The organism is Bradyrhizobium sp. CCGB12 (genome assembly GCF_024199845.1).
In the GTDB taxonomy this organism is placed as follows: Bacteria; Pseudomonadota; Alphaproteobacteria; order Rhizobiales; family Xanthobacteraceae; genus Bradyrhizobium.
This window is the reverse complement of the sequence record NZ_JANADO010000001.1, coordinates 2,930,627-2,951,575: the sequence shown is the minus strand read 5'-3', so window position 1 is coordinate 2,951,575 and position 20,949 is coordinate 2,930,627. Positions and strand designations below refer to the sequence as shown.

20 protein-coding genes are annotated in these 20,949 nt (G+C 63.9%); 14 read left to right on the top strand and 6 right to left on the bottom strand.

The window, feature by feature from the left end; translation table 11 throughout:
• Positions 1–330: 330 nt before the first annotated feature.
• On the bottom strand, positions 331–1,281 hold the full coding sequence (locus NLM27_RS14205) for a LytTR family DNA-binding domain-containing protein (protein WP_254143893.1): 951 nt from the start codon (positions 1,279–1,281) through the stop codon (positions 331–333).
• Positions 1,282–1,325: 44 nt separating this feature from the next.
• Here NLM27_RS14205 and NLM27_RS14200 point away from each other — a divergent pair, with 44 nt between their 5' ends.
• The 9 genes from NLM27_RS14200 (at position 1,326) to NLM27_RS14160 (ending at position 10,245) form a co-directional block, all read left to right on the top strand.
• The gene (locus tag NLM27_RS14200; RefSeq protein WP_254143892.1) at positions 1,326–2,531 is read left to right on the top strand and encodes an acyltransferase family protein; all 1,206 of its coding nucleotides are present in this window, start codon (positions 1,326–1,328) and stop codon (positions 2,529–2,531) included.
• 51 nt (positions 2,532–2,582) lie between these two features.
• Complete coding sequence (locus tag NLM27_RS14195) at positions 2,583–3,722, top strand: cysteine desulfurase family protein (RefSeq protein ID WP_254143891.1); 1,140 nt, start codon at positions 2,583–2,585, stop codon at positions 3,720–3,722.
• A 125-nt stretch (positions 3,723–3,847) separates the two neighbouring features.
• Positions 3,848–5,344: a Fe-S cluster assembly protein SufB gene (gene sufB / locus NLM27_RS14190; RefSeq protein ID WP_254143890.1), complete on the top strand. Its 1,497-nt coding sequence runs from the start codon at positions 3,848–3,850 to the stop codon at positions 5,342–5,344.
• A 131-nt stretch (positions 5,345–5,475) separates the two neighbouring features.
• Positions 5,476–6,228, top strand: coding sequence for a Fe-S cluster assembly ATPase SufC (gene sufC, locus NLM27_RS14185; RefSeq protein WP_254143889.1), 753 nt, complete (start codon positions 5,476–5,478; stop codon positions 6,226–6,228).
• 11 nt (positions 6,229–6,239) lie between these two features.
• Positions 6,240–7,544 carry a Fe-S cluster assembly protein SufD gene (gene sufD / locus NLM27_RS14180; RefSeq protein ID WP_254143888.1) on the top strand — a complete coding sequence of 435 codons (1,305 nt, stop codon included), beginning with the start codon at positions 6,240–6,242 and terminating at the stop codon, positions 7,542–7,544.
• A complete protein-coding gene (locus NLM27_RS14175; protein ID WP_254143887.1) occupies positions 7,541–8,788 on the top strand; it encodes a cysteine desulfurase in 1,248 nt (415 codons plus the stop codon). The genes sufD and NLM27_RS14175 overlap by 4 nt, the downstream gene beginning before the upstream one ends.
• Positions 8,785–9,156 carry an SUF system Fe-S cluster assembly protein gene (locus NLM27_RS14170; RefSeq protein ID WP_212085606.1) on the top strand — a complete coding sequence of 124 codons (372 nt, stop codon included), beginning with the start codon at positions 8,785–8,787 and terminating at the stop codon, positions 9,154–9,156. The genes NLM27_RS14175 and NLM27_RS14170 overlap by 4 nt, the downstream gene beginning before the upstream one ends.
• A 50-nt stretch (positions 9,157–9,206) precedes the next feature.
• On the top strand, positions 9,207–9,605 hold the full coding sequence (locus tag NLM27_RS14165) for an iron-sulfur cluster assembly accessory protein (RefSeq protein ID WP_254143886.1): 399 nt from the start codon (positions 9,207–9,209) through the stop codon (positions 9,603–9,605).
• Positions 9,606–9,786: 181 nt separating this feature from the next.
• Positions 9,787–10,245 (top strand): TfoX/Sxy family protein, encoded by a 459-nt coding sequence (locus NLM27_RS14160; RefSeq protein WP_254143885.1) that lies wholly within the window; start codon positions 9,787–9,789, stop codon positions 10,243–10,245.
• A 57-nt stretch (positions 10,246–10,302) separates the two neighbouring features.
• On the opposite strand, the gene fabA is transcribed toward NLM27_RS14160, so the two are convergent.
• From fabA to NLM27_RS14140, 4 genes are all read right to left on the bottom strand, one after another.
• On the bottom strand, positions 10,303–10,833 hold the full coding sequence (gene fabA, locus NLM27_RS14155; RefSeq protein WP_254143884.1) for a bifunctional 3-hydroxydecanoyl-ACP dehydratase/trans-2-decenoyl-ACP isomerase: 531 nt from the start codon (positions 10,831–10,833) through the stop codon (positions 10,303–10,305).
• Between the two features lie 98 nt (positions 10,834–10,931).
• Positions 10,932–11,999, bottom strand: coding sequence for a GGDEF domain-containing protein (locus NLM27_RS14150; RefSeq protein WP_254143883.1), 1,068 nt, complete (start codon positions 11,997–11,999; stop codon positions 10,932–10,934).
• Between the two features lie 165 nt (positions 12,000–12,164).
• Complete coding sequence (locus tag NLM27_RS14145; RefSeq protein ID WP_254143882.1) at positions 12,165–13,688, bottom strand: DEAD/DEAH box helicase; 1,524 nt, start codon at positions 13,686–13,688, stop codon at positions 12,165–12,167.
• A gap of 298 nt (positions 13,689–13,986) precedes the next feature.
• A complete protein-coding gene (locus NLM27_RS14140; protein WP_254143881.1) occupies positions 13,987–14,952 on the bottom strand; it encodes a helix-turn-helix transcriptional regulator in 966 nt (321 codons plus the stop codon).
• A 195-nt stretch (positions 14,953–15,147) separates the two neighbouring features.
• Between NLM27_RS14140 and NLM27_RS14135 the strand changes: the two genes are divergently transcribed.
• The 5 genes from NLM27_RS14135 to NLM27_RS14115 all read left to right on the top strand — a co-directional run bounded on the left by NLM27_RS14135 (position 15,148) and on the right by NLM27_RS14115 (position 20,048).
• Positions 15,148–16,659 carry a caspase family protein gene (locus NLM27_RS14135; RefSeq protein ID WP_254143880.1) on the top strand — a complete coding sequence of 504 codons (1,512 nt, stop codon included), beginning with the start codon at positions 15,148–15,150 and terminating at the stop codon, positions 16,657–16,659.
• 146 nt (positions 16,660–16,805) lie between these two features.
• Entirely contained in the window at positions 16,806–17,078 is a 273-nt protein-coding gene (locus NLM27_RS14130) for a hypothetical protein (protein ID WP_254143879.1), read from the top strand.
• Positions 17,079–17,227: 149 nt separating this feature from the next.
• A complete protein-coding gene (locus NLM27_RS14125; RefSeq protein WP_254143878.1) occupies positions 17,228–17,662 on the top strand; it encodes a hypothetical protein in 435 nt (144 codons plus the stop codon).
• Positions 17,663–17,847: 185 nt separating this feature from the next.
• Positions 17,848–19,095 carry an FAD-dependent oxidoreductase gene (locus NLM27_RS14120; RefSeq protein WP_254143877.1) on the top strand — a complete coding sequence of 416 codons (1,248 nt, stop codon included), beginning with the start codon at positions 17,848–17,850 and terminating at the stop codon, positions 19,093–19,095.
• A gap of 179 nt (positions 19,096–19,274) precedes the next feature.
• Positions 19,275–20,048, top strand: coding sequence for an outer membrane protein (locus tag NLM27_RS14115; protein ID WP_254143876.1), 774 nt, complete (start codon positions 19,275–19,277; stop codon positions 20,046–20,048).
• 113 nt (positions 20,049–20,161) lie between these two features.
• Here NLM27_RS14115 and NLM27_RS14110 read toward each other — a convergent pair whose 3' ends face one another.
• Positions 20,162–20,932: an SDR family NAD(P)-dependent oxidoreductase gene (locus NLM27_RS14110; RefSeq protein ID WP_254143875.1), complete on the bottom strand. Its 771-nt coding sequence runs from the start codon at positions 20,930–20,932 to the stop codon at positions 20,162–20,164.
• Positions 20,933–20,949 lie beyond the last annotated feature (17 nt).

Here is a 20,949-nt window from a genome sequence, read left to right as displayed (position 1 = left end):
ATCTCTTGATTGATTCCTGGAGGACGGTCCTTGGCAATCAACCGATTGTGGCCTCATCGGCAGATGCCGACGAAAGCGCGAATGAAGGGTGAGAGGGCGCGCGTAGCGGTGATGCGCTGACGACGCGCGGTGACTTGACGGTGCGGGTTCTAACATAGGCACAGGGTCAAAAAGCAAGCATCTTCGACATCTGCCAATGGGCTCAAGAGCTTAGCCGGATCATCCCGATGCCACGTGCCGGCAGCGGAGCCACTGTCCGGATCGAACACATCGGGCCAACCAATTGGAATCACGATTGTTTATCTACTGCTGCGCGATCCCGGCGGCGATTCACACCGGTGCGGTGCGGCTTCCGAGCGCCGCGACGGCGGGCCGATAGCGGCGGCTGCCGCCAAGCGTCTGCCCATTGTCGAACGTGAGCTCGAAATCTCCTGACGGCTTGAACTCCACGCCACTCACCCGGCCGAGATTGGCAAGCCTGGTCCGGTGAACGCGCACGATGGCGAAGCGGGCGAGCTCGCTTTCGGTCGCGGCGAGCGTGCCGCGGATCAGGTGCTGCGTACCGTTGGCGAGGCTGTATTCGATGTAGTTGCCGGCGGAGGTGACCCACAGGATGTCGCGCGGTGCGACGCGAATGCGGCTTGTGCCGTCCCTGAGCCAGATCAGATCGGGGAACGCTTGCTCCGACGGCGCGGTCGGTATGGACGCGGCAGCGAGAACCGCCTTGCGCAGCTCACGCCGGCTTTCGATCAGCCAGAGCGTTGCTCCGATCAGGACGCCGGTCACTACATCCTTGCGGAACTCGTACAGGACCGTCGCGAGCGAGAAATGGAAGTCGTAGGCACCGCCTGCCAGCCAGAGCGCCAATTTCCGGAACCACACCATACCGGCGATGTGGAGGGCGGAGAAGCCGAGCAGGGCGGCTGCTCCGATTGCAGCGCGTGCCGCCAGGGCCTGTGCCTGCCGCATGCGCCTGATGGCCATGACTAGGATCGGCACCAGCAGCAGGATGACGATGATGCTTGTCAGCTCCCAGAACAGCCGCCGGCCGACATCGGAGCTGCCGCCCCGCCAGGCGGCGTCCTGGGCGCCGGAGAGTGCATTGACGATGCCAATCGCGAGCGCGACGCCCGCAATCGCACCGAACGTCGTCCAGTCGCCACTGATCCCGCCGCGCCAACCGCTCGTCCCAGCCGGCGGCGCCTCGTCCCTTCGCGCCCGGTCCTGATCCCAAACCGCCTCGACGCGCTCCGTCTCGGGGGCATTGTGGCTCTCAGCCATGGCCCGAAAACCGGGTTTGTCGTGCCGTCAGGGAGCAGAGAACCATGTCAACACCGCATCAACTTTCGGCCTCGGAACGGCGCATCGATCTGGATTGGGTGCGGATTTTAGCCTTCGGGCTCTTGATCTTCTACCACGTCGGCATGCTCTACGTGTCCTGGGGATTTCACATCAAGAGCGTGCACAGGCTCACCTGGCTCGAGCCGGTGATGCTGTTCCTCAATCCCTGGCGGCTGTCGCTGCTGTTCCTGGTCTCCGGGGTGGCCACCCGCTTCATGTTGGGAAAGTACCGCCTTGCCGCCTTCGCGCGTGCGCGATCGGCGCGTCTCTTGATCCCGCTGGCCTTCGGCATGCTCGTGATCGTGCCGCCGCAATCCTATCTCCAGATCGTCGAGAGCCTCGGCTACCCCCAAAGCTCTTACCTCCAGGGCTTTGCCGATTTCTATGTTCACCACTATCTGGCCTTCAGCTCGCAGTTCTGCCCGAACCCCTGCATCGTGCAGCCGACCTGGAACCATCTCTGGTTCGTGGTCTATCTCTGGGTCTACACGATCGCCTTGATTGGCGTGCTGGCATTGTGGCCGGCTGCCGCAGATTGGCTTGGCGAGAGGCTGGCAGTCGCGCTCGCTGGACCGCGGCTGCTGGTGCTGCCGTGCCTGTTGTTCGCGGCCTGGCGGCTGTTTCTGTTCCCGAGCTTCCCGTCGACGCACGCGCTGTTCGGCGACTGGTACAATCACGCGGACTACGCGACCGCGTTCCTGATCGGCTTGCTTCTGGCTCGCCAGGAAAGTGTCTGGCGCGACGTCGAGCGGCAACGGTGGGTGGCGTTGGCCGTTGCGGCTGCTTGCTTCACCGCGTTCATCCTCGTTTATGCTGGCGTGTTTCCACGGTCGCCGATGCTGCGATGGATCGCTGGCTCGGCCTATGGCTGCTACCAATGGATCGCGATGGCGGCTGTGCTCGGATTCGCGCGGCGCCATCTGACGGCCGATGGTCCCGCGCGCCGCTATCTCACCGACGCAATCTTTCCCTTTTACATCGTGCATCAGACCGCGATCATCATGATTGCGCACATGCTGCGGGGCAGTGGGCTGTCAGCCGGAAGCGAAGCCGCCATCGTGATATCCGGCACCGCACTCACTTGTTTTGTCACTTACGAGATCGTGCGGCGGATCTCCTGGCTGCGTCCGTTGTTCGGACTGCGGACGGAGCTCCGTTCCCCGGCCGGGATCGCTCAGCAGCTGGCGTGATGTGCGGCGGCGGCCGATTGGCGCGATGGCAAAAGGTGCTAAGAGGGCGCCATGCCGAGCCGCGTCTATCTCGACTGGAATGCGACCACGCCGCTGCGCACCGAGGCGCGCGCAGCGATGCTGGCCGCCTGGGAGCTGATCGGCAATCCGTCCTCCGTCCATGCCGAGGGGCGCGAGGCGCGGCGGCTGGTCGAGGACTCCCGGGCCACATTGGCCGCGGCGGTGGGAGCGCTGCCACGGAACGTCGTCTTTACCTCCGCTGGAACCGAGGCCAATGCGCTGGCGCTGTCACCTGGCCTGAAGGGCCCGTCCGGTGGTCCCGTCGAGCGGTTGCTGGTCTCGGCCGTCGAACATCCCTCGATCCTAGTAGGCGGCCGGTTCCCGGTCGACGGCATCGGTCAGATCCGGGTCACGCCTTCCGGCGTGGTCGATCTCAATCACCTCCGGGCGCTGCTCGCCGGCGGCCCCCCGGCGCTGGTCTCGATCATGGCGGCTAACAACGAGACGGGCGCGCTCCAGCCGGTCGCAGAGGCCGCACAGATCGTCCACGAGGCCGGCGGCCTCCTGCACGTCGACGCGATCCAGGCGTTGGGTAAAATCCCTTTTGACATTAGGATTATAGGCTCGGACGTTGCGACCTTTTCTGCACACAAGGTCGGCGGTCCCAAGGGGGTCGGCGCTGCTGTGGTGGCCGAGGGGATCGCAGGACTGGAGCCCGTGCTGCGGGGCGGCGGGCAGGAGCTCAACCGCCGTGCGGGAACCGAGAATGTCGCCGGGATCGCTGGCTTTGGCGCGGCCGTGAAGGTCGCGCTTCAGGCTCTGCCGGAGGATATAGAGCGGATGGCAACCCTCAGGAATCGCTTGGAAAATGGCATTCGCGCGATCGCCAATGCGACGATTTTCTCGGATGACGTCGAGCGGTTGCCGAACACCATTCTCTTCACCGCGCCCGGCCTGAAGGCCGAGACCGCCGTGATCGGCTTCGATCTCGAAGGGATTGCCGTGTCCTCCGGCTCGGCCTGTTCCTCCGGCAAAGTCCAGCCGTCCCACGTGCTGTCGGCGATGGGCTGCGATCCCATCACGGCCCAAGGAGCGGTGCGTCTCAGTCTGGGCTGGTCCACGGAACCGGATGACATCAATAGGGCGTTAGAGGCTTGGCGAAAGCTTGGTAATACCCTACTTAAGGGTTGAGCGACGAAACACGGCTTGAACGGTTCTAAGCACGTGCTTTCCGCCAAAAAACATCGTAAGAGACATCGTAATACTCGTCCGAATTTGATCCACCGCGGTCCTTGAAACCGCGAGCGGAGGATGGAATGCCAGCCGTACAAGAGACGGTCGAGCGCGTGAAGCGCATCGACGTCGACCAGTATCGTTATGGGTTTGAAACCCTGATCGACTCCGAGAAGGCCCCCAAGGGGCTGTCGGAAGAGATCGTAAAATTCATCTCGCAGAAAAAGAACGAACCCGCCTGGATGCTCCAGTGGCGGCTTGAGGCCTATCGGCGCTGGCTGACCATGACCGAGCCGACCTGGGCGCGCGTCGATTATCCCAAGATCGACTTCCAGGACCTCTATTACTACGCGGCGCCGAAGCCGAAGAAGACGGTCACCTCACTGGACGAGATCGATCCGGAGATCCTGAAGACCTACGAGAAGCTCGGCATCCCCTTGCGGGAGGTCGCCATGCTCGAAGGCGTCGAGCCCAAGCCCGGCGAAGAAGATCCCGCCCGCCGCAAGATCGCGGTCGATGCTGTGTTCGATTCGGTCTCGGTTGCGACCACCTTCAAGGCGGAGCTGAAGAAGGCCGGCGTGATCTTCATGCCGATCTCGGAGGCGATCCGCGAGCACCCTGAATTGGTGCAGAAATATCTGGGCTCGGTGGTACCGACGTCGGACAATTTCTACGCGACGCTGAACTCCGCGGTGTTCTCCGACGGCTCGTTCGTCTACGTGCCGCCGGGCGTGCGCTGCCCGATGGAGCTGTCGACCTATTTCCGCATCAACGAGCGCAACACCGGTCAGTTCGAGCGTACGCTGATCATCGCCGACAAGGGCTCCTACGTTTCGTACCTCGAAGGCTGCACCGCACCGCAACGCGACGAGAACCAGCTGCACGCGGCCGTGGTCGAGCTCGTCGCGCATGACGATGCCGAGATCAAATATTCGACGGTGCAGAACTGGTATCCCGGCAATTCGGAAGGCAAGGGCGGCATCTACAACTTCGTCACCAAGCGTGGCGACTGCCGTGGCAACCGCTCCAAGATCTCCTGGACCCAGGTCGAGACCGGCTCCGCCATCACCTGGAAATATCCGAGCTGCATTCTCCGCGGCGACAATTCGAGCGGTGAGTTCTACTCGATCGCGATCTCGAACGGCTTCCAGCAGGTCGATTCGGGCACCAAGATGATCCATCTCGGCAAGAACACGTCGAGCCGGATCATCTCCAAGGGTATCGCCGCCGGCAAATCGCAGAACACCTATCGCGGCCTCGTCACCGCGCATCGTAAGGCGACCGGCGCGCGCAACTTCACCGCCTGTGATTCGCTGTTGATCGGCGACAAGTGCGGCGCGCACACCGTGCCGTACATCGAAGCGAAGAATTCGTCGGCGACGTTCGAGCACGAGGCGACGACCTCAAAAATCTCCGAGGACGTGTTGTTCTACTGCGTCCAGCGTGGCCTGTCCCAGGAAGAAGCCGTCGGCCTCGTCGTCAACGGCTTCGTCAAGGACGTGCTGCAGCAGCTGCCGATGGAGTTCGCGGTGGAAGCGCAGAAGCTGATCTCGATCTCGCTCGAAGGGTCGGTCGGATAGCTCGGACCTCATCCTGAGGAGGCCGCGCAAGCGGCCGTCTCGAAGGATGGATACCGGAACGATTGTGGCCTCATTCCTTCGAGACGCGCCTTCGGCGCTCCTCAGGATGAGGGGATAGATGGAAAAACAAGATGGCTTTGCTTGAAGTGAAAGACCTGAAGGTTCGTGTCGAGGAACGTGAGATCCTCCACGGGCTGACGCTGACCGTGAACGAGGGCGAGGTGCACGCGATCATGGGGCCGAACGGCTCCGGCAAGTCGACGCTCTCGCACGTCATCGCCGGCAAGCCCGGCTACGAGGTCACCGACGGCCAGATCCTGTTCAAGGGCGAGGATCTCCTGGAGATGTCGCCGGACGAGCGCGCCGCCAAGGGCGTGTTCCTGGCGTTCCAGTATCCGGTCGAGATTCCCGGCGTTGCCACCATGAATTTCCTGCGCACCGCGCTGAATGCGCAGCGCAAGGCGCGCGGCGAAAGCGAATATTCGACCCCGGACTTTCTGAAGAAGGTCCGCGAGGTCTCGAAGTCGCTGAACATTCCGCAGGACATGCTCAAGCGCGGCGTCAATGTCGGCTTCTCCGGGGGCGAGAAGAAGCGCAACGAGGTGCTGCAGATGGCGCTGTTCGAGCCGAGCCTGTGCATCCTCGACGAGATGGATTCCGGCCTCGACATCGACGCGCTGCGCATCGCGGCGGACGGCGTCAACGCGCTGCGCTCGCCGGGGCGCGCGATGGTCGTGATCACCCATTATCAGCGGCTGCTCAACTACATCGTGCCTGATTTCGTGCACGTGATGTCGAAGGGCCGCGTCGTGAAGAGCGGCGACAAGGAACTGGCGCTGGAGCTGGAAGCGTCCGGCTATGCCCAGTTCGAGGATGCCGCGTAAGGAATTTTGCGATGAACGTTGCTGTGGCAAAGACCGGGAACGGCCGCGCGGTGAGCGATCTCTTCGCCAGCGCCGAGGGCCGCCTGCCGGGTTCGCCTGATGTGATCGCGGCGCGCCGCGAAGCTTTCGAGCGCTATGAGCGTCTCGGCCTGCCGCATCGCCGGATCGAGGAGTGGAAATACACCGATCTGCGCGCGCTGGTCGGCGAGGTGCTGCCGCTCGCCGCCGCCCCCGATGCGGCCGCGCTGAAGCGCGCCGTGGACGCGGTGAAGGCCCATGCGATCGCGGGCGCCCGTAAGCTGGTGCTGGTCGACGGTGTGTTTGTGGCTGATCTGTCGGACCTGAAGGCTTTGGCGTCCGAGGTCAGCGTCAAGACGCTGCGAGAGACGCTGGAAAAGGATGCCGGTCTCCTGAAGACCGCGGCCACCGACGCCGTGATCGCGCTGAACGCGGCGATGGCCACCGACGGCGTCGTGTTGTCGATCGCTGACGGTGCGCAACTGTCCGCACCGATCCAGATCATTCACATCGCGACCGCGGCTTCCGCATCGGCGTTCACCCGTTCGCAGGTCGCGATCGGGAAGGGCGTTCGCGCCACCATCGTCGAGAGCTTCGTCGCGGCCGGCGCCAAGGCCTATCAGGTCAACGACGCAGTGATCGTCTCGGTCGGCGACGATTCCGACGTTGCGCACATTCGCCTGATGGACGATGCGCCCGACGCGGTGAATGTCACCTCGCAATTCGTCACGGTCGGTGCGAATACGAAGCTGAATTTCTTCAACATGACGACCGGCGCCGCCGTCAGTCGCCTGCAGGGCTTCATCACGCTGGCGGGCGAGGGCAGCGAGCTCTCGGCCAACGGCGTCAACCTGTTGCAGAAGACCGAGCATGGCGACACCACGCTGGTGGTTGACCATGCCGTTCCGAACTGCGTCAGCCGCGAGATCTTCCGCGCGGTGATCGACGACCGTGCTCACTCGGTGTTCCAGGGTCGCATCATCGTCCGTCCCGACGCGCAGAAGACCGATGGCAAGATGATGACCCGCGCGCTGCTGCTCTCGGACGAGGCCGAGGCCGACAACAAGCCAGAGCTCGAGATTTTTGCCGACGACGTCTCCTGCGGCCACGGCGCCACCGCCGGCGCGCTGGACGAGAGCCTGCTATTCTATTTGAAGGCGCGCGGGCTGCCGGAGAAGCAGGCCCAGGCGCTGCTGATCCAGGCCTTCGTGGGCGAGGCGATCGAGCAGATCGCCGATGACGGCCTGCGCGAGCATGTGATCGGCATTGCCGAGCGCTGGCTGGAGCGGCGATCATGAGCACGCATCCGGCAGTCAAGAACGGTGCCTACGACGTTGCGCGCGTGCGCCAGGATTTTCCGGCACTGGCCATGCAGGTCTACGGCAGGCCTCTGGTCTATCTCGACAACGCCGCGTCGGCGCAGAAGCCGAGCGCCGTGCTCGACCGCATGACGCAGGCCTATAGGTCCGAATACGCCAACGTGCATCGCGGCCTGCATTACCTCGCCAACGCGGCGACGGAGGCCTATGAGGGCGGCCGCACCAAGGTGGCGCAGTTCATCAACGCTGGCCGCACCGAGGAAGTGATCTTCACCCGCAACGCGACGGAGGCGATCAATCTGGTCGCCTCGTCCTGGGGTGGGCCGAATATCGGAGAAGGCGACGAGATCGTCGTCTCGATCATGGAGCACCACTCCAACATCGTGCCCTGGCATTTCCTGAGGGAACGCCAGGGTGCCGTGATCAAATGGGCGCCGGTCGACGACGAGGGAAACTTCCTCATCGACGAGTTCGAGAAGCTGCTGACGCCGAAGACCAAGCTGGTCGCGATCACGCAGATGTCGAATGCGCTCGGTACCATCGTGCCGGTCAAGGATGTCGTGAAGATCGCCCATGCCCGCGGCATTCCCGTGCTGGTCGATGGCAGCCAGGGCGCGGTGCACCTGCCTGTTGATGTCCAGGATCTCGGCTGTGACTTCTACGTGTTCACCGGCCACAAGGTTTACGGTCCGACCGGCATCGGCGTGCTCTGGGCCAAATACGACCACCTCGTCGCGATGCGCCCCTATAACGGCGGCGGCGAGATGATTCGCGAGGTCTCGCGCGAAATCGTCACCTATGGCGACCCGCCGCACAAGTTCGAAGCCGGCACCCCGCCCATCGTCGAGGCGATCGGCCTCGGTGCCGCCATCGACTACGTCAGCTCGGTCGGCAAGGAGCGCATCGCCGCCCACGAGCACGATCTCGTCACCTACGCCCAGGACCGGCTCCGCGAGATCAACTCGCTGCGTCTGATCGGCACGGCGCGCGGCAAGGGCCCGGTGATCTCCTTCGAGCTCAAGGGCGCGCATGCCCACGATGTCGCCACCGTGATCGACCGCCAGGGCATCGCGGTGCGCGCCGGCACCCATTGCGTGATGCCGCTTTTAGAGCGGTTCAACGTGACCGCGACGTGCCGGGCGTCGTTCGGCATGTATAATACGCGGGAAGAAGTCGATCATCTGGCACAGGCGCTTCTGAAGGCGCGGGATTTGTTCGCATGAGTGACACGGCCGAAATCAAAGCCAGTCCGATGGAAACCCAGTCGGCGCTGCCGCCGGAGGAGACCGAGCGTCTCACCACGGAGATCATCGCTGGGCTCAAGACCGTGTTCGATCCGGAAATCCCGGCCGACATCTACGAGCTCGGCCTGATCTACAAGGTCGAGATCAAGGATGACCGCTCGGTCGACGTCCAGATGACGCTGACGACGCCGAACTGTCCGGCCGCCGGCGAGCTGCCGACCATGGTCGAGAACGCGGTCGCCAGCGTCCCCGGCGTCGGTGTGGTCGACGTCAAGGTCGTCTGGGAGCCGCCGTGGTCGCCCGAGCGCATGAGCGACGAGGCTCGCCTCGTCCTCAACATGTGGTGACGGTCTCAGCTCGCATTGAATTTCGCTTCGCAACGGACCACATAGATAACATGACCCAGGCAACACCAGCTTCGGCACCAAAGCCCCGGCGACCCCGCCCGCAGGTGATGCGGCTGACGGATGCCGCCGCGCAGCGGATCACCGAGCTGACCCAGCGCGCCGATTCCGAAATCGTGGGCCTGCGCGTCGGTGTGAAGAACGGCGGCTGCGCCGGTCAGTCCTACACCGTCGAGTACGCCCATGATGTCCGCCCGACCGACGAGGTCGTCGAGGACAAGGGCGTCAAGATCTTGGTCGATCCCAAGGCCGTGCTGTTCCTGCTCGGCACCGAGATGGACTACAAGGCCGACAAGATGCAGGCCCAGTTCGTCTTCAACAACCCCAACCAGGTCTCCGCCTGCGGCTGCGGCGAGTCGGTCGAGTTGCGGCCGGCGAAGGTTGAGGGGTAAGCCCGACTTTCGCGTTTTGAGATCAGCTGTCGTCCTGGCGAGGGCCAGGACCCACCGCGTGATCTCTCGGTGACGGGTGGTGCCAGTACCGCGTGGCGTGACTTCAAGTCTTCGCTAAACTGCTTCCTGGGGGAATGGGTCCTGGCCTTCGCCAGGACGACCGTGTGGAGGCACCCGGGCCATGGACCGCGAATTTCTGATCGACCTGTTCGCTGATTTCGGCCCGGTCACCATCCGGAAAATGTTCTCCGGCTACGGTATCTCTGCCGACGGCACCAATTTCGCGCTGGCCTTGCGTGCCGGGCTGTTTTTTCGCGCCGACGAAGTGACGATCCCAGGCTTTGAGGCCGAGGGCTCGGGGCCCTTCCAATATCAGACCCGCGCCAAGACGGTGACGGTGAATTCCTACTGGCAATTACCGGCGCGCCTGTTCGACGATTCCGAGGAGCTTGCCGAATGGGCGAGGGCCGCGCTCGCCGCCGCGCAGCGCGCCAAGGTGAAGAAGCGGCCGAAGGGGAAGAAGAAGGCGAAGAAGACAAAGCCCAATAGGCCCGTTGCCAAGAAGCGGCCAGCCAAGCAGGCAGTCAAGAAAACGGTGCGTAGGGTGGGCAAAGCGAAGCGTGCCCACCATTCTGGATAAAGGTGCCGGAGAGATGGTGGGCACGGCGCGCTGCGCCTTTGCCCACCCTACGGGACTTCAGTCCACCGCCTTGGTCAGGCCGACCCTCATATCCTTGGCCGTGACGACACAGACGCCGTCGGCGAGCACACGACCGTCGGCAATTCCGAGCACCAGCTTTCCGCGTCGGACTTGCCGCATGGTGACCTCGTAGCGCACGCGTCGCGTGTCGGGTGTGATGGTGCCCGTGCACTCCACTTCGCCGACGCCGATGGCGCGGCCTTTGCCCGGTGAGCCCGACCAGCCGAGCCAATAGCCGATCATCTGCCACATGGCGTCGAGCCCCAGGGTCGGCGGCATCGTCGCGTCACCGCGAAAGTGGCAATCGAAAAACCACTGGCCCGGCACGATGTCGAGCTCGCCGACGATGCGACCCTTGCCGAATTCGCCGCCGTCCATGCTGATCTCGGTGATGCGGTCCATCATGAGCATCGGCGGTGCCGGCAATTGCGCGTTACCGGGGCCGAAATAGCCGCCTTCGCTCGATCTCAGCAGTTCGTCTCTCGTATAGGACGGTTGCGGAGCGTGAAAATCGTGCGGATTGGGCAAGACGACAAGTCCTCCAGGCGCTCGCGGTCAGGCGCCGAGGAAGATGTCGTTCGTCAGGTCGGAATGTCAAGCGCGGGCGGTGGCGCGGGGCTTCCGCGTCACGCCACCCGGTTGTGCGTTTCGACCGCGTATTCCGGATCGACTTCGCAGATCACGCGGTTGCGGCCGTTGCGCTTGGCGGCGTAGAGGCAGGCATCGGCTCGCTCGATCAGCGCGTCGGTGTCATCACCCTGCTTGAGCATGGAGACGCCGACGGAGATGGTGACGCGGCCGAGGATTTCGCCGGTCGACTTCTTCTTCAGTTCCTTTGCCATCACGGCGCGGCGGATGTGATCGGCCACGGTGAGGGCCTGGCGCAGCGCGGTGTTGGGCAGCACCACGGCGAATTCCTCGCCGCCATAGCGCGCGGTGATGTCCTGGCCCTTGATGGTCTGCTTCAGGGACAGGCCGACCAGCCGCAGCACCTGGTCGCCGGTGAGATGGCCGTAGGAATCGTTGAACGACTTGAAGTGATCGATGTCGAACAGCAACAGCGACAGCGGCTCGCCGGAGGCGAGCGCACTCTGTACGGCCATGCCGATCATGCGATCGAAATATTTGCGGTTGCCGAGGCCCGTGAGCGGATCGGTCAGGCTCTCGGCGCGGATCGCCTCCAGGCTCTGCTGGAGATTGCTGATCTCGTTCTTCGACAGCATCAGGCGGCCTTCCAGCGCCTTGTTGGCCTCGCGCATCTCGCTGGTCGAATGCAGCAGCGCCTCGACGATCGACTTGATCTGGTCGCGGCTCTTGGCTGACGACAGTCTCGCGGTCGCCCCCGACAGGCTGGCATCATAGGAGCCGCTCATCCCGAGCGCATCGCCAAGAACCTTCACGACGTCGTCGATCTCGCCGATGACGCGCGCGCCGACCTTGTCGATGCGATCGGTGGTCTTGATGTGGGAGAGATAGGTCTCGTAGATCTGCTCGAGATCGGCTTCGGTCAGCTTGCCGTTGCGTGCCAGCGTCTCGTTGATGATCTTGTTGAGCGGTGCGTTGTAGCCGGTGGCGTAGACGTACCAGATCTCGTAGTTGCGGGGAATTGCCGTCTGCCGAAGCGATCGGATCTGACCGAGCGCTACCTCGGCGAACGCCATCGTGCGTTCGTGTTCGTCGAGAACCTTGACCACGGAACATACCCCACAGCGGTCGATGCGCCCTCGACCGCAGCAATGCTTAAATTATGTTCGTAGGCTAACGGACGATCGTGAACGCCCCGTAAATATACGTTCTCGAAAGCGTCCGAAAAAGTGTGGGGCGTTTTTCCTCAACCGAAACCAAAAGCGCGACGCGCTTCAGGCGCCGGCGGGGGAACGAACCGGGCGCAACAGAAATGCCGGCAGATGCGAATGATCGCCCGGCTCGGTGTCGGCCTCGCGTTGCCGGCGCGGTTCGGGCCGGCCGATCGACGGCACATGCGATGCATTGGCCTGCTGGCGCGCGCCGCGACGCGGCTCGGATGATTGCCTCCCCTCACGCGGAGACTTCGCCTCGCGCGCAGGCTTCGCCTCGGGAGCAAGATGTGTTTCGGCTGAAGGCCGTTCCTCACCACGCGCCTCGCGCGGCTCGTGGCTGCGCTCGCGGTCGTGACCGCGCCGCTCGCCGCGCTGCGGCTTGCCACGTCCGCCGCGTGAACGTTCACGGCCACGCTGCTCACGTGGACGCTCGGTGCCGTCGGCGGCCTCGGCACGGATTTCGTAGTCCTCGGCGCGCGGAATGCTCTGGCCGATCAGCTTCTCGATCGCCACCATCGACTTCTGGTCGAGCGGCGTCACGATCGAGATCGCAGTTCCGGTGCGGCCGGCGCGGCCAGTGCGGCCGATGCGGTGCACGTAGTCGTCGGCGTGATGGGGGACGTCGAAATTGAAGACGTGGCTGACCTCGGGAATGTCGAGGCCGCGTGCGGCAACGTCGGAGGCAACCAGCAGCGGCAGCTCGCCCTTGCGGAACTGATCGAGCGCAGCCATGCGGGCCGGCTGGTCCATGTCGCCGTGCAGGGCGCCGACGCTGAAGCCGTGCTTCTGAAGCGATTTGTGAACGATGGCGACTTCACGTTTGCGATTGCAGAAGATGATCGCGTTCTTGAGGTCCTTGGCCTCGCGCAGCAGGCGGCGGAGCAGCTCGCGCTTCTCGTGCGCCTCGCGTCCGGCGGGCACCTGGGCCTGCGTGACGGTCACGGCGGTGGTGGCGGGCCGGGAGACTTCGACCTTTTGCGGATTGTGCAGGAAGGCTTCGGTGATGCGCCGGATCTCCGGCGGCATGGTTGCGGTGAAGAACAGCGTTTGCCGCGTGAAGGGAACGAGCTTGCAGATGCGCTCGATGTCGGGGATGAAGCCCATGTCCAGCATGCGGTCGGCTTCGTCGATGACGAGCAGCTCGACGCCGGTGAGCAGGAGACCGCCACGCTCGGTGTGGTCGAGTAGGCGGCCGGGGGTGGCGATCAGCACGTCGACGCCGCGCGTCAGCTTGGCATCCTGGTCGCCGAAGGAGACGCCACCGATCAGTAGGGCGACATTGAGCTTCTGGCCGGCGCCGTAGCGATCGAAGTTTTCCTTGACCTGGGCCGCGAGCTCGCGGGTTGGCTCGAGGATCAGCGTGCGCGGCATGCGCGCCCGGGCTCGGCCCTTTTCGAGGATGGTGAGCATCGGCAGCACGAAGGCCGCGGTCTTGCCGGTGCCGGTCTGGGCGATGCCGAGCACGTCCTTGCGTGCGAGGACGTGGGGGATCGCCTGTTCCTGAATGGGAGTGGGGGTGGTGTAACCGGTGGCCGCCACTGCGGCGAGGACTTTTTCGGACAGTCCGAGATTTGAAAAGGACATTGAGCCTCTGGTCGAAACCGCCGTTCGGAATCGAGGGTAATAAGGCTGTCGCGTTCCACCCCGAAACGGCGCGCTCTCAAAGAAGCTGGGGGTGCTGACTCACGCGAACAAAGCGCCAGGCTCGGGAATCGGTTTTCGATTTGAGCCGCGTCGCCCCGGAACATAGGCGGGAATCCGCCAAAGTCAATGGAGCGGGCGCGGGAAGACCCTAAAAAACCTGAGGTTTTTGCCCAAATAGCGGGCGCGGCTAAGGTTTTCCGCCCAACCCGCGGCGCTGGCCGGAGCCGGCAAACGACAGCTAACGCCCCTCCGGTCCTTGGGCTCGGAAGTCGCCGGGGGCCATGCCATAGGCGGCGTTGAAGACCCGGTAATAGGTCGCCAGGCTCTCGAAACCGCAGGAGATCGCGATATCAGCGATCAGCCGCTCCGGGGCCTCCCGCATCAGGCGGCGGCTCTGTTTCAGGCGCTCGTCGGTCACGGTCTGCGAGAAGCTCTTCTCCGCCGTCTCGAACAGCATGTGCAGGTGACGCACGGACACGCCGAGCAGATCGGCCACCATGGCCGGCGCGAGATTGGGGTCTTGCAGGTGGCGCGCGATCAGGTGCCGTGCCTGCGAGAGGCGCGCGGTCCGCAGTGCGGCCTGTCCGCGCCGGCTGCCGGGTCGCAGGATACCGCGCTCGATCAGCGCCAGATGGGCGAGAGCCTGGACGATGGAGGTTGCACCGGCGGCGCCATCATCGCCCGCGGCAGCCTCGCCGAGATCGGCAAAGCAGGCGCCGAGGAGGGGGGCGAGGCTGGAATCGTTAAACGTGCGCGGGGCGAGCTCGCGCATGCGCTTGTCCTGCCCCGGGATGCCGCTCACCGGGATCTTCAGGATCCGCAAATGGAAGCCACCTGCGCCCAGCGGCGTGGTGCGATAGGGCAGGTCGGTGTGGCTGGTCGCGAAGTTGCCATTGGCGATCAAAAAGTCACTGCCGCGCATCCCGCCGAACCAGCCGCCGCTGCCGAGCTGCTGGTAGACGCAGATTGCGTCGCCCGGCGCGTAGGCGATGTCCGACGCGCTGCGCTCGACACTGTAGTGCGAGGCCTTCAGCTCGACGAGGCCGGCTCCGCCAAGCTGGCAGAGTGAGAACTCGCCGAAGAAATCAGCACGGCGTTCGCGCTCGAGCTCGGCGGTGACGCCGAACAGGCCCTTGGCGCGCACTTCTCGCCAATAGTCGAAGCGGTCGTGCGGCTCGACCTCGTCGGTGCACCAGCGATACACGGCAGCCCCTTTCAATGGAATGCCTAAGAAAAAGCAGATTCCGCTCGAATCTGCCATAGGGCAATGATGGAATCGGGGGATGATGACCCTTGAACCGTCGATATGGCTGGGCCGACTATCACATCAACGGCAGAGGTCCCAATGAACGACCGTTCGAGGGGAACCGGCGGGGCCGTCTACAACGGGAATTTTTCGATGACGCGTCGGCTTTTCAGATTTCTGGCCGCCCTTGGGCTTGCGGCGGGCCTGAGCGGGTTTGCAATTCCCGCACATGCCGAGAAGCGCGTCGCGCTCGTCGTCGGCAACAACGACTACAGGAACGTGCCGAAGCTGCTCAAGGCGGTCAACGACGCCCGTACCATGGGCGATACGCTGAGGCAGCTCGGCTTCTCGGTGATGCTCGCCGAGAACCAGAACCGGCAGCAATTCTCCGAGACGCTGCTCGCCTTCGACAAGGCGATCGAGCCCGGCGACACCGCGTTCTTCTTCTATGCCGGCCACGGCTTCGAGATCATGGGCCAGAACTATCTGCTGCCGACCGACGTGCCGGCGGCTACCGAGGGACAGGAAGAGCTGGTGCGCGACGCCTCGATCCTCGCCGACCGCATCGTCGAGCGCCTCCAGAACAAGAAGGCGCGGACCTCGATCCTGGTGTTCGACGCCTGCCGCAACAATCCGTTCGAGCGCAAGGGCACCCGTGCGGTCGCCGGCGGCGGCGGGCTTGCGCCGATGACGCAATTGCCGGAAGGCGTGTTCTCGGTGTTTTCGGCAGGGCCCCGCCAGACCGCGCTCGATCGCCTGTCCAACGACGACGCCAATCCAAATTCGGTGTTCACGCGCACCTTCGCCAAGGAGCTGCTCAAGCCTGGCGAGAACCTCGTGCAGGTGGCGCAGCGCACCCGCCGTGCCGTCAGCGAGATGGCCGATACCGTGAAGCACAGGCAGGTGCCTGTCTATTTCGACCAGATGGTCGACGACGTGTTCCTCAGCGGCCTCGCCAAGGATGCCGCGCGCTCGGACGAGCCGCCGCCGCAGAAGCTCGCAGCGCTGCCGCCGGTGTCGGTGCCGCAACTGCCGAAGGAGGAGACCACCAACGCGCCGATCGCGAGCTTCTCGCGGCACAATGGCGGCTGGAGCGTGGTGTTCTCCTTCGCCGACCCGACGGTCGGCATTTCCTGGCGCATGGCCGGCAAAGGCGATTTCCGCGAGACCGGCTTCATCGACACGCTCGATCCGCGCACGCGCAAGCGGATGCCGAACCCGTCGATCGAATTGCCGCCGGACGCTGCGGCCGGCACCATCGAGGTCCGCTATGTCGACCAGTCCGGTGAGATGCAGGGACCGTTCCCGATCAGGTTCGATCCCGAGGCCGCGCTGATCCGCGACCAGCGCAAGATCCTCGACATGACCGCGACGAGCTGGCTGTCGTTCCGCGAGTTCAACGGCCTATTGGTCTACTACACGCACCTCGTGTCCTACCGCTGCGCGATCCGCGAGGTTCGCATCGGCATCGACACCGCTGTGCCCAACCAGGTGTTGAAGATGCCGGGTTGCGACATGCGCGATCCCAGCGCGATCACCACCGGCATGCCGCTCTACATGAAGCTCGCCCCGGCCACGCAGTTCGTCTCGGTGGAGCTGACCTATCGCGACGGCAGCGTCTCGGAGATCAAGAGTTTTCGCAGCGCGAACCGCAGCAACAATTGAGGTCCCTCGGCTGCCTCGTCTGTCAGCCAACGCCAAGCGCGCTGATCAAATCTGTCAAACGGCCTTAGCGATCGTTGGAGTGCTTGACAGACCATGACAACCTGAGGGAGCATCCGGCGTTTCATTCATATTTTTGGAGAATGCCGATGACCGCAATCCATTTGGACTCGTCCGTTAGTCAAACCATCACACGGGCCGTTGTGGGCGGTGGGGTTTTGAGCTGCACCAAGTCCAGTGACAAGGACGTCTATTCTCATTCGATATGGGCGACTGAAAGCAACATTCGGCAGTTCACGATGCACGAAGGCGACAGCATCGTCATTCCGCCCGGCTCAACCCTCACCATCTGGATATTCCGAAAACAGCCTGGCAATTCGACGTGGCAGATGGATTTCGACCTTAAGGAAAAGAAAGCCTGAGCGGCACCAGGGCAAGGGCCCGCTCTTGGGCAACTGAGAGCGGGTACCGTCGGGGGAACGGAGCTGAGGAGAGCCGACGTCTATTCGCTTGAGGAGTAGGAACAACTTCTCAGTTTTTTGGATTGTCTGTCAAACCAGGGAGACGATCCATGATCCGCAAATCCATCCTCGTGACGATCGCTTGCGCTGCGCTTTCGACGGCCGCCTTTGCCCAAGGGGGTGGTGGTGGCGCAGGCGGCGGTGGTGCAGGCGCGGGTGCTGCGGCAGGTGCGGGTGCAGGCACAGGGACCGGCGGCGCCAGCGCCGGATCTGCGGGCAGCTCGGGTGCCGGAACCGGCACGTCGTCCGGCAGCGCCAATTCCGGGCCATCGGCTCCCTCAGGAATGGGGACGCAAGGGACCACCACGGGTGCCAACGTGAATAGCAACATCAGCCAGAACAATCCGAACGTTCAGCTTCCAACGGCGAACGGAAAGACACCCGCAGCGGCGCAGGTCGAGCGAAACACGGGTGTAGGACATGCGCCCAATGGGTTACCGATCGGCAGTCCGGGGACCGGGACCAGCAACGAGGACCAGAAATAGTCCCGCCCGCTTCTACGAAAGGCCCGTGCACCGCGGGCCTTTTTTGTTGGCCCTGGCAGTGTCTGCTGCCGTGGATCGATTGCGACGGGGCTCGCCGCAAAATTGGAACTGCACGCGACTGGTACCCGCGTTACAATTGGTCGACATATTTGGACCGACAGTCACATCGCGAGGTCCCGGCTGCAATGACATCTGACCAGCAACCCAAACGAACGGCAAAAGTCCGCTGCTGCATCGTCGGCGGCGGTCCGGCGGGCATGATGCTCGGCTATCTCCTGGGACGCGCCGGCATCGATGTCGTGGTGCTGGAGAAGCATGCGGATTTCTTCCGCGACTTCCGCGGTGACACCGTGCATCCCTCGACGCTTCAGGTGATGGACGAGCTCGGCCTGATCGACGGCTTCCTGAAGCTGCCGCATCAGCGCTTGCAGAAAATGGACGGCCTGTTCGGCGGCACGCCGGTGCGCATCGCCGATCTCAGCCGGCTCCATACCAAATACCCTTTCATCGCCTTCATGCCGCAATGGGACTTCCTGAATTATCTGCGCGAGGCCGGCCGGCGCTTTGCCTCGCTCGAGGTGATGATGGGCACGGAGGCGGTCGATCTGATCCGCCGCGGCGAGACGATCGCCGGCGTGCGGGCAAAGACGCCTGAGGGCATCATCGACATCGAGGCTGATCTCACCATCGCCTGCGACGGCCGGCATTCCACGGTGCGCGAGCGCGCGGGTCTTGGTGTCGAGGAGATCGGCGCGCCGATGGACGTGCTGTGGTTCCGTGCCGGCCGCAAACCCGACGAGACGGAGAATGTGTTCGCGCGCGTCGAGCCCGGCAAGATGATGATCACCTTCGACCGCGGCGACTATTGGCAATGCGCCTATGTCATCGCCAAGGGACAATTCGATGCGGTGAAGGCGAGGGGATTGCAGGCGTTGCTCGATGACGTCGTGCGCATGGCGCCGATCCTTCGATCTGGCATCGCGGAGGTGAAGAGCTTTGACGACATCAAGCTGCTCACCGTCGCGATCAACCGCTTGACGCGCTGGACCCGGCCTGGCCTGCTGTGCATCGGCGACGCCGCGCACGCGATGTCGCCGGTCGGCGGCGTCGGCGTCAATCTCGCCGTGCAGGACGCGGTTGCGACCGCAAACCTGCTGGCGGACAAGCTGAACCACGGCTGCCCGTCGGAGAACGAGCTCGATGCGGTCAGGCGCCGGCGCGAGTTTCCGGTGAAGATGACGCAGCGGATGCAGGTCGTCGTGCAGAACAACATCATCAGTGGCGCCTTGCAGCCCGGCGACCGGCCGTTGAAGGTGCCGCTGATCGTGCGCCTCATCACCGCACTGCCCTGGCTACAGGGCATTCCGGCGCGCCTGCTTGCGCTTGGTGTTCGGCCCGAGCACGTGCATTCGAAGGCCGCGCCAGAATCGTAGCGCAAACTTCGGCAGGGATAACGCTGCGTTAAATCGTGCGCGGCGCGTTGCGCGCGTGCAACAGCGCCAATGGATTCCCGGCGCAATGCGTGCCGAATTCGTCACGTTAACCGTGTTGATTTCAATTTTAGTAAGGGCCGTCTGTGAGCGTGCGCCCATCTGAGGACACGGGGTGTACCATGCGTAACAAATTGATTGCCGCCTTCGCCTGCACGACCGCTCTGGTTTCGACCGGCGCTGCTTCCGCCGCCGATCTCGGCGCGCGCTACACGAAGGCGCCCGCCTATGTCGAGCCGCTGTTCAACTGGACCGGTTTCTATGTCGGCGGTCATATCGGTGGCGCGTGGACCAACGAGCAGTTCATCAACAACGGGACCGGCGCGGCGTTCGGCGACCTTTCGCCGGGCGAAGGCTTCCGTCAGCGCAAGTCGGGCATCATGGGCGGCGCCCAGATCGGCTACAACTGGCAGGCCAACAATTACGTGTTCGGCATGGAAGGCACGATCTCCGGCCTCGACAACAAGGGCTCGTTCACGAACACCGTGTTTGGCGTCGGCCTCGACGATCAATTCAGCTGGCGCGCAAGCGTGCTGGCGACCGTCGTCGGCCGTGCGGGCTTCGCCGTGCAGAACAACCTGTTCTACATCAAGGGCGGCTATGCCGGCGTGAACAATCGCCTGTCGGTGGTCGACAACGTTGCGAACCCGTCCACGGGCTCCGGCGGCCAGACCCATTGGCACAACGGCTGGACCGTCGGCGCCGGCTGGGAATACGGCATCACCCGCAATTGGATCGTCGGCCTCGAATACAACTACGCGGCTTTCGGCAGCCAGACCTATCAGCTCGGCGGCACTTCGGGTAACTACACCTTCGACGCCAAGCCGCGCGACATCCAGTGGGCTGTCGTGCGCGCGAGCTACAAGTTCGACGCGCCGGTCATCGCGCGCTACTGAGCACGTCAACGAACGACCAAGCACCTATAAAAGACGATCACTGCAAAATTCAAAAGCCCCGGCTTCCACCGGGGCTTCTTTTTGCGTGCAGCCTCGTTGGGGCAGAGCTGGGCTCAGGCCATCACCGAGAAGCCGCCGTCGACGGGGATCGCGGTGCCCGTGACGAAGTTCGAGGCAGGCGAGGCGAGGAACACGGCGATGCCGGCGAAGTCGTCGATGTCGCCCCAACGCCCCGCAGGCGTGCGCGCCAGCACGCGCTCGTGCAGCCCGGACACCTCCTGCCGCGCGCCGCGGGTGAGATCGGTGTCGATCCAGCCCGGCAGGATGGCGTTGACCTGGATGTTGTCGGGCGCCCACGCATTGGCGCAGGCGCGCGTGTATTGCACGATCCCGCCCTTGCTCGCCGCATAGGCGGTCGCGAAGCTCGCGCCGAAGATCGACATCATGGAGCCGATGTTGATCACCTTGCCGTTGCCGGATGCCTTCAGGGCCGGATAGGCCAGCTTCGAGCACACGAAGGCGCTGGTGAGGTTGGTGTCGATCACCTTGTTCCACTCGTCGAGTTCGAGCTCGTGCGGGGGCTTGCGGATGCTCATGCCGGCATTGTTGATGAGGATATCGATACGGCCGAGCTCCTTCACGACGCGATCGATCATGGCGGCGACCGCCGCTTTGTCAGTGACGTCGGTGGCGACGGAAATCGCCTTCACGCCGCGCGCTTTGAGATCAGCGACGGCGCCCGCCGACTTGGTTTCGTTGCGCCCGACCACGGCGATATCAGCGCCGGCATCGGCGAGGCCGTGGGCCAGGCCGAGCCCGATGCCGCCATTGCCTCCTGTTACGATGGCGACCTTGCCGCGAAGATCGAACCGGCTGGATGTCATGACTCTATTCCTTGGTT

Coding starts and splice junctions, on each gene's coding strand:
- NLM27_RS14205 (WP_254143893.1), bottom strand. CDS start 1,281: ATGGCTGAGAGCCACAATGCCCCCGAGACGGAGCGCGTCGAGGCGGTT.
- NLM27_RS14200 (WP_254143892.1), top strand. CDS start 1,326: ATGTCAACACCGCATCAACTTTCGGCCTCGGAACGGCGCATCGATCTG.
- NLM27_RS14195 (WP_254143891.1), top strand. CDS start 2,583: ATGCCGAGCCGCGTCTATCTCGACTGGAATGCGACCACGCCGCTGCGC.
- sufB (WP_254143890.1), top strand. CDS start 3,848: ATGCCAGCCGTACAAGAGACGGTCGAGCGCGTGAAGCGCATCGACGTC.
- sufC (WP_254143889.1), top strand. CDS start 5,476: ATGGCTTTGCTTGAAGTGAAAGACCTGAAGGTTCGTGTCGAGGAACGT.
- sufD (WP_254143888.1), top strand. CDS start 6,240: ATGAACGTTGCTGTGGCAAAGACCGGGAACGGCCGCGCGGTGAGCGAT.
- NLM27_RS14175 (WP_254143887.1), top strand. CDS start 7,541: ATGAGCACGCATCCGGCAGTCAAGAACGGTGCCTACGACGTTGCGCGC.
- NLM27_RS14170 (WP_212085606.1), top strand. CDS start 8,785: ATGAGTGACACGGCCGAAATCAAAGCCAGTCCGATGGAAACCCAGTCG.
- NLM27_RS14165 (WP_254143886.1), top strand. CDS start 9,207: ATGACCCAGGCAACACCAGCTTCGGCACCAAAGCCCCGGCGACCCCGC.
- NLM27_RS14160 (WP_254143885.1), top strand. CDS start 9,787: ATGGACCGCGAATTTCTGATCGACCTGTTCGCTGATTTCGGCCCGGTC.
- NLM27_RS14145 (WP_254143882.1), bottom strand. CDS start 13,688: ATGTCCTTTTCAAATCTCGGACTGTCCGAAAAAGTCCTCGCCGCAGTG.
- NLM27_RS14135 (WP_254143880.1), top strand. CDS start 15,148: ATGACGCGTCGGCTTTTCAGATTTCTGGCCGCCCTTGGGCTTGCGGCG.
- NLM27_RS14130 (WP_254143879.1), top strand. CDS start 16,806: ATGACCGCAATCCATTTGGACTCGTCCGTTAGTCAAACCATCACACGG.
- NLM27_RS14125 (WP_254143878.1), top strand. CDS start 17,228: ATGATCCGCAAATCCATCCTCGTGACGATCGCTTGCGCTGCGCTTTCG.
- NLM27_RS14120 (WP_254143877.1), top strand. CDS start 17,848: ATGACATCTGACCAGCAACCCAAACGAACGGCAAAAGTCCGCTGCTGC.
- NLM27_RS14115 (WP_254143876.1), top strand. CDS start 19,275: ATGCGTAACAAATTGATTGCCGCCTTCGCCTGCACGACCGCTCTGGTT.
- NLM27_RS14110 (WP_254143875.1), bottom strand. CDS start 20,932: ATGACATCCAGCCGGTTCGATCTTCGCGGCAAGGTCGCCATCGTAACA.